The following is a 7070-nucleotide window of genomic DNA, read 5'->3' as shown; positions in this document are numbered from 1 at the left end:
ATTCCGAACCCGGAAGCTAAGCCTTACAGCGCCGATGGTACTGCAGGGGGGACCCTGTGGGAGAGTAGGACGCCGCCGAACAATTATTGGGAAAACCCCCGCATCTTCGGATGCGGGGGTTTTCTGTTTTCCGGGCCCCCTTTCGGGGGCCGGTGTCAGAGGCGTCCAGCTGCCTTCAACGCCAAGTACGCGTCCGCCAGAGCCGGTGCCAGATCGTCCGGTGTGGCATCGACGACCGTGACGCCGTGACGGCGGAGTTGTTCTGCCGTGCGGTGGCGTTCGGACTGGGCCTGGGCGGCTGCGGCTGCCTCGTAGACGGCGTCGACGTTTCCGCGCGCTTTGGCCATGTCCGCGATGTGCGGGTCTGCCACCGCTGCCAGCAGGACCGTGTGGCGCTGGGTGAGCTGGGACAGGACAGGCAGAAGGCCTTCCTCGACCGGGGCCGCGTCCAACGTGCTCAGGAAGACGATCAGGGAACGGCGGGGGGACGTGCGCAGGGCTGTGGCCGTGAGGCCTCGCGCGTCCGTCTCGACGAGCTCGGGTTCGAGCGTGGCCATCGCGCTCACCAGAGAGGGGAGCAAGTCGCCTGCGGTGCGGCCCTGGACAAGGGCGCGGGTCTTCCGGTCGTAGGCGAGGAGGTCCACGCGGTCGCCGGCGCGGGAGGCGAGGGCTGCCAGGAGCAGGGCCGCGTCCATCGAGGCATCAAGGCGGGGTGTGTCGCCCACGCGGCCTGCCGAGGTGCGGCCGGTGTCGAGGATCAGGAGGATGTGGCGGTCGCGTTCCGGGCGCCAGGTGCGTACCGCCACAGCGGACTGGCGGGCTGTCGCGCGCCAGTCGATGGAGCGGGTGTCGTCGCCGGGGATGTACTCACGCAGGCTGTCGAACTCGGTGCCCTCGCCGCGGGTGAGCACGCTGGTGCGGCCGTCCAGTTCACGCAGGCGGGCCAGTTTTGAGGGCAGGTGCTTGCGGCTGGTGAACGGGGGCAGGACGCGTACCGTCCAGGGGACTCTGTGGGTGCCCTGGCGGGAGAACAGGCCGAGAGGGCCGTACGAGCGGATGGTGATCCGGTCGGCCTGGCGGTCGCCTCGGCGTGTGGGGCGCAGACGGGTTGTCACGCGTCGGCGTTCGCCCGCAGGAACCGTGAGGCGGTGGCGGGAGGCCGCCGTTTCCGTGCCTGGCCGCCAGCTGCTGGGGGGCCAGGCGTCGCGAAGGCGGGCGCGAAGGGGCCGCCGGGACGGGTTGGTGATCGTGAGGGTCACGTCCGCCGTGTCGCCCAGACGTACGGACGTGTCGCCGGAGCGGGTCAGGCCCAGGCGTCCTACCGGTGCGGCCAGTGCGAAGTCGCAGGCGCAGGCCACGGCCAGGGGTGCGTTGACGGCCAGGATGCCCGTCCAGCTGGGGTCCCAGATGCCGACGGGGAGGGAACCCAGGGCCGCGAGGAGGGCGGCGCGTCCGGTGAGTGCCATCAGCGGGGGACGGGGACGTGGGCGAGGATCGCGTTGATGACGGAGTCGGCTGTCACGCCTTCCATTTCTGCCTCCGGGCGGAGTTGGACGCGGTGGCGGAGGGTGGGGAGGGCCAGGGCCTTCACGTCGTCAGGGATGACGTAGTCGCGGCCGGTCAGCCAGGCCCAGGCGCGGGCGGTGGCCAGGAGGGCCGTGGCGCCCCGGGGCGAGACGCCGAGGGTGAGGGACGGCGACTCGCGGGTGGCGCGGCAGATGTCGACGACGTAGGCGGTGATCTCCGGGGAGACCGTCGTCTTGGCGACTGCGGCGCGGGCTGCCGCCAGGTCGGCCGAGCCCGCCACGGGGCGCACGCCGGCGGCGTGGAGGTCGCGTGGGTCGAAGCCTTCTGCGTGGCGGGTGAGGACGTTGATCTCGTCCTGGCGGGAGGGCAGGGGGATGGTGAGTTTGAGGAGGAAGCGGTCCAGTTGGGCTTCGGGGAGGGGGTAGGTGCCCTCGTACTCGACCGGGTTCTGGGTCGCCGCGACCAGGAACGGGTCGGGGAGGGGGCGGGGCGTGCCGTCGACGGTGACCTGGCGTTCCTCCATGGCTTCCAGGAGGGACGACTGGGTCTTGGGGGGAGTGCGGTTGATCTCGTCGGCGAGGAGGAGGTTGGTGAAGACCGGGCCGGGCTGGAAGGAGAACTCGGCGGTGCGGGTGTCGTAGACCAGGGAACCGGTGACGTCGCTGGGCATCAGGTCGGGGGTGAACTGGACGCGCTTGGTGTCGAGTTCGAGGGCGGAGGCGAGGGCGCGGACCAGGAGGGTCTTGGCGACGCCGGGGACGCCTTCGAGGAGGACGTGGCCGCGGCAGAGCAGGGCGACGACGAGGCCGGTGACGGCGGGGTCCTGGCCGACCACGGCCTTGGCGATCTCGGCGCGCAGGGCCTCCAGGGAGGCTCGGGTGGTGCCCGGGTCCCCGGTGTGCCCGGCGTTGTCAGTGGTCGGGTCCATCATGGACGGCGTACCTCTCTTTCGAGGGCGTCGAGTTGGTCGGCGAGTGCGATGAGTGCTGCGTCGTCGCTGGGCGGTGGCCCGAAGAGGAGTGTGTGCAGGTCCTGTCCCTCGCCGTCGTGGAGGTGGGAGGACAGGGCGGGGAGCAGGGCCTCAGGCGTGTGGGCCTGGGGGACGGGGACGCCTGCGAGGGGGGCGAGGCGGGTGCGGGTGGTGGAGCGAAGAGCGCTCGCGGCGCGGTCGCGGGCGTCGGCCTTGCGGTAGAGGCGGGCGCGGCCTTCGGCGGTTTCGGAGGCGCGGATCGCGACGGGGAGTTTTTCGGGCACGAGGGGGCCGAGTCGGCGTGCCCGCCACAGGGCCGCCAGAGCTGCGGCGATGAAGAGCTGCAGGGTGCCCCAGAGCCAGCCCGAGGGGAGCAGGTCGAAGAAGCCGCGTTCGTCGTCGGTGTCGGTGGCCGACGTGTCGGAAAGCGAGGGGAGGTACCAGACCAGATGGGGGCGGGAGCCGAGGAGTTGGAGGGCGAGCGAGGCGTTGCCCTGCTTGTCGAGGCGGTTGTTGAGGAGGATGTCGGGGGCGCCGATGACGACGGTGTCGCCGTCTCCGGTTTCGGCCGGGATGCGCAGCAGGGTGGCCAGGCGCTCGCTGGGGTAGCACTCGTCGGCGTCGAGGTGGGTGGTGGTGTAGCGGACGCCGCCCGTTTCGGCGGTGCCGGCGCGGCGTGCCGCGGGCAGGTCGCAGGCGGGGGAGAGTGTCGAGTCGAGGCTGGTGGCGGGGTCGGCGGTGACGCCGGGGGCGAGCCGTTCGACGGAGGCGCTGCCGGAGGCGACGAGGACGGTGCGGCCACCGGAGCCGGCGAACGCGTCGTGCAGACGGGACTGCTGACTTCGGGTCAGCAGGTCGGGGACGGCGATGAGGAGGGTCGTGTCCGGACCGGCCGCGGTGGCTGCCTCGTCCAGGGTGGTGACCACGCGGGTGTCCACGCCCCGGTCGGCGAGGAGTTCGGCGATCGCGCGGCTGCCGCCCGGGTCGGCGGAGCGCGGGTCGAGTTCGCCGTGCCGGGCGTCGGAGCGGAGCACGGCGATGGTGATGGCTCCCGTGAGGAGCACCACGAGGGCGAGCGCGATACCGCGCGCGCGGGTCCAGACCTGGCGTGCGGTGGGCGAGGCCGAGGTGGACGGGAGCGTGGCCTCGGTGGTCATTCGGCGGCTCCCTGGCGGGTGTTGGGGGCCGTGCTCTGGGCGCTCCCGGTGGCGAGCTGGGGCTTGGTGCGTTCCAGGTCGCGGTCGAGTTCGGCGATGCGGTGGTACGACTGTTCGGTCGCGGTCCGGCCGCCGTACGTCACGTCGTCGAAGTCGCGGGCGGCGGCGCGCAGCCGGTCTGCGTGGGCGGGGAGGGCGCGGCCGGCTTCGGCGGTGGCCTCGTCGGCGGTGCGGCCGGGGCGGACGTCGAGGAGGGCGCGTTCCTCCAGGGCACGGACGAGGGCTCGCATGCGTTCCTGGACGGCCTGGTTCCAGTGGCCCTGGGCGGCGTGTGCCTCGGCGGCGGAGCGGTGGTCGGTGGCGCTGCGAGGGCGGTCGTCGAACAGGGCGGCCGAGGAGGTGGGCCGGCGGCGCGGGGTGCCCAGACGCCACCACAGGGCGGCCACGAGCGCGACGACGGCCAGGATGATGACGACCAGGCCCAGCGTGCCGCCGGGCGTGGCGGTCGAGGCGGCGCTGAAGAGTCTGTCGAGCCAGTCCCAGAAGGCGTCGAGGGCGCGCTGGAAGAGGCTGGGGTCGTTCTCGTGGTACATCCGCTTCGACAGTTCGCGCCTGGCCGCCTCCTGCGCCGGGTCGCGTGGGGTGGTGAGGGGCGGCTCGTCGGTGGAGCGCGCCGACGACAGCACGGCGGTGTCGCCGGCACGCAGCAGCGTGCGTATGGCGGTGCGTGGCAGCGCCAGTGTGAGAACTTCCCCCGCCCAGCTCACCGCATCAGCTCCCCGCGGTGGCGCCGGGGGCGGTGGAGCCGTGGCCCTGGAGACCGGCGGCGCGGGCCAGTTCGAGGTCGAGGGCCTCGCGGCGGATGCGCTGGTCGATGTAGAGGAGCACGGTGACGCCCGCAGTGATCGGGAAGGTGATCATGGAGCCGATCACCGCGCCGATGCCGCTGACGATGAGGAAGGTCCAGCCGAGGCTGCCGACCCCGGAGTTGAGCCAGCCGGTGATGCCGTCGCCGCTGAGGGCCCCGGCGAGGAAGGTGAAGGGGATGACGATGATCGAGGCGACGACGTTCGCGATGATCGTGGCGAGCAGTTGGATGCCGAAGATCCGCCACCAGGTGCCCCGGACCAGCTTCGCGGAGCGGCTCATCGCCTTCTTGATGCCCTGCTTCTCCAGCATCAGGGCGGGCGAGGCCAGGGAGAAGCGGATCATCAGCCACAGGGCGACGATCCCGGCGCCGATGATGCCCAGGACGGTGAGGGCGATGCCAGGCCCGGTGCTCCCGGCGACGGAGACGAGGATGCCGGGAACGGCGCCCACGGTGACGATGCCGGCGGTGATGAGCAGCAACAGGCAGATGAGGCCGAAGAGTTTGACGACCTGAGGGCGGGCGTCCCGCCAGGCCTCGCCGATGGTGACCGGCTTGCCGAGCACGGCGCGGCTGGTGACGGTGGTGAGCAGCGCGGTCGCGATGACCGTGCCGACCAGGGAGATCACGAAGACGACGGTGGAGTTGAGCATGGCGTCGCCCATGGCGCGGCTCAGCTCGCTGAGGGTGGCGCTCGGGTCGTTGAGGGCCTGGGTGCTGGAGTCGTCCAGGACGAGGCCTTGGAACAGTACGACGATGACCTCGGTGAGGACCGCGACCGTCAGGGAGATGCCGAGGACCGTGCGCCAGTAGGTGCGCATGGTGGAGACAGCGCCGTCGAGGATCTCGCCCACGCCGAGCGGGCGGAGGGGGATGACGCCGGGCTTGGCCGCGGGCGGGGGGCCGCCCCAGCCGCTTCCCCAGCCGCCGTAGCTGCCGGGGCCGCCCGGGCCCGGGTACCCGCCATGGCCTGCGGGGCCGCCGGGGGGCTGGGTGCCCCAGCCCGGCCCGGGGGGCGGGGGTGGGGGAGCCTGGCCTGGGCCGGCCTGTCCGCCGGGCGCGGACCACTGGGCCGGTGGCGGCTGTTCCTTGGACCACTGCGAGCCGGGGTCCTGGGGTGCCTGACCGGCCTGGCCCGGCTGGTCCGCGGGGCCGGGACGGTCAGCGGGCTCGGCAGCGCCGGACGCGTCAGGCTTCTGCCCGTCGGACGGGGCGGATCCGGGCGAGGCCCAGCCCGGAGTGTCGTTCATCGTCGCTCCTTCACGGTGCCCGTCCGCGGTCGCGGCGGCAGGTTGGCAGCCATCGTGCCATGGGGTGGTCTTGGAGTGACCGGCCGCGGTATGGGCTGCGTACCTTCAATTGTCCGCTCCGTTGGGGGCAGACTGGCCGCATGGCTGATCAGTACGCGTACAGCGGCGATGACAAGCGGCCGACGGAGATCCCGGCGATCCGTTGGGAAGAGCCACCGGAAGGCCCGGTTCTGGTCCTGCTCGACCAGACGAGGCTGCCCGCCGAGGAGGTCGAACTGGTCTGTACGGACGCGTCGGCGCTCGTGGAGGCGATCCGCTCGCTCGCCGTGCGCGGGGCACCGCTGCTCGGCATCGCGGGGGCGTACGGTGTCGCGCTCGCCGCCGTGCGGGGCTTCGACGTGGACGAGGCGGCGGCCGCGCTGGCGAGTGCCAGGCCGACCGCGGTGAACCTGGCGGTCGGTGTGCGCCGGGCGCAGGTGGCCTACGAGGCTGCCTTGGCCAAGGGCGGTGACGTGAGGCAGGCGGCAGCGGCGGCGCTGGCGGCGGCGCGGCAGCTGCACCGGGAGGACGCCGAGGCCAGTGCGCGGATGGCCGAGCACGGTCTGGCGCTGCTGGACGAGTTGCTGCCCGGCGGCGGGTACCGGATCCTCACCCACTGCAACACCGGTTCGCTGGTGTCGGGCGGGGAGGGGACGGCCTTCGCTGTGGGGCTCGCCGCGCACCGTGCCGGCCGGCTCCGGCGTCTGTGGGTGGATGAGACGCGTCCGTTGCTGCAGGGCGCCCGCCTGACGGCGTACGAGGCGGCGCGCAGCGGGATGGCGTACACGCTGCTCACCGACAACGCCGCCGGGTCGCTGTTCGCTGCGGGGGATGTGGACGCGGTGCTGATCGGGGCGGACCGGATCACGGCGGACGGCTCGGTGGCGAACAAGGTCGGGAGCTATCCGCTGGCGGTGCTGGCTCGCTACCACCACGTGCCGTTCGTCGTGGTGGCGCCGGTGACGACGGTGGATCTGGACACGCCGGACGGGGCGTCCATCGAGGTCGAGCAGCGCGCCGGGCATGAGGTGACCGAGCTGGTGGCGCCGCAGGCGCCGGTGGCCGGTGCGGAGGCGGGTGGCGGTATTCCGGTGGCGCCGCTGGGGACCACGGCGTACAACCCGGCGTTCGACGTGACCCCGCCGGAGCTGGTGACGGCGATCGTGACGGAGGAGGGAGTCGTTTCCCCCGTGACCGCAGAGGCGCTCGCCGAGGTGTGTGCCCGGTCGCCGCGGGTGGCGGCGGGCTGAGAGCCGGGC

The 7070-nt window shown here is 72.8% G+C and carries 6 protein-coding genes and 1 rRNA gene; 2 read left to right on the top strand and 5 right to left on the bottom strand.

The window, feature by feature from the left end:
• A 5S ribosomal RNA gene (rrf, locus tag IE97_RS0119815) occupies window positions 1-81 on the top strand; the annotation flags it as partial.
• Window positions 82-155: 74 nt separating this feature from the next.
• Here the strand turns inward: rrf and IE97_RS0119810 are convergent.
• The 5 genes from IE97_RS0119810 to IE97_RS0119790 are packed head-to-tail and all read right to left on the bottom strand — an operon-like array spanning window position 156 to window position 5772.
• Window positions 156-1466, bottom strand: a complete 1311-nt coding sequence (locus IE97_RS0119810; RefSeq protein WP_030242048.1) for a DUF58 domain-containing protein — start codon at window positions 1464-1466, stop codon at window positions 156-158.
• On the bottom strand, window positions 1466-2455 hold the full coding sequence (locus tag IE97_RS0119805) for an AAA family ATPase (protein WP_106975386.1): 990 nt from the start codon (window positions 2453-2455) through the stop codon (window positions 1466-1468). The genes IE97_RS0119810 and IE97_RS0119805 overlap by 1 nt, the downstream gene beginning before the upstream one ends.
• A complete protein-coding gene (locus tag IE97_RS0119800) occupies window positions 2455-3654 on the bottom strand; it encodes a DUF4350 domain-containing protein (RefSeq protein WP_030242041.1) in 1200 nt (399 codons plus the stop codon). Before IE97_RS0119800 ends, IE97_RS0119805 begins: the two co-directional genes overlap by 1 nt.
• Window positions 3651-4421 carry a DUF4129 domain-containing protein gene (locus IE97_RS0119795; protein WP_030242039.1) on the bottom strand — a complete coding sequence of 257 codons (771 nt, stop codon included), beginning with the start codon at window positions 4419-4421 and terminating at the stop codon, window positions 3651-3653. Before IE97_RS0119795 ends, IE97_RS0119800 begins: the two co-directional genes overlap by 4 nt.
• Before the next feature lie 4 nt (window positions 4422-4425).
• Entirely contained in the window at window positions 4426-5772 is a 1347-nt protein-coding gene (locus tag IE97_RS0119790) for a glycerophosphoryl diester phosphodiesterase membrane domain-containing protein (protein ID WP_030242036.1), read from the bottom strand.
• A gap of 140 nt (window positions 5773-5912) precedes the next feature.
• Here IE97_RS0119790 and mtnA point away from each other — a divergent pair, with 140 nt between their 5' ends.
• On the top strand, window positions 5913-7061 hold the full coding sequence (gene mtnA / locus IE97_RS0119785; RefSeq protein ID WP_030242035.1) for an S-methyl-5-thioribose-1-phosphate isomerase: 1149 nt from the start codon (window positions 5913-5915) through the stop codon (window positions 7059-7061).
• The last annotated feature ends 9 nt before the right edge of the window (window positions 7062-7070 follow it).

Origin of the sequence: Streptomyces sp. NRRL S-455, from assembly GCF_000717875.1 — a bacterium.
Classification (GTDB): domain Bacteria; phylum Actinomycetota; class Actinomycetes; order Streptomycetales; family Streptomycetaceae; genus Streptomyces.
Note: the sequence above shows the minus strand (reverse complement) of the source record. Positions and strands in the feature narration are given on the sequence as shown.

Excerpts from the sequence above, each read along its gene's own strand:
- IE97_RS0119810 (WP_030242048.1), bottom strand. The coding sequence starts at position 1,466 with ATGGCACTCACCGGACGCGCCGCCCTCCTCGCGGCCCTGGGTTCCCTC.
- IE97_RS0119805 (WP_106975386.1), bottom strand. The coding sequence starts at position 2,455 with ATGGACCCGACCACTGACAACGCCGGGCACACCGGGGACCCGGGCACC.
- mtnA (WP_030242035.1), top strand. The coding sequence starts at position 5,913 with ATGGCTGATCAGTACGCGTACAGCGGCGATGACAAGCGGCCGACGGAG.
- IE97_RS0119790 (WP_030242036.1), bottom strand. The coding sequence starts at position 5,772 with ATGAACGACACTCCGGGCTGGGCCTCGCCCGGATCCGCCCCGTCCGAC.
- IE97_RS0119800 (WP_030242041.1), bottom strand. The coding sequence starts at position 3,654 with ATGACCACCGAGGCCACGCTCCCGTCCACCTCGGCCTCGCCCACCGCA.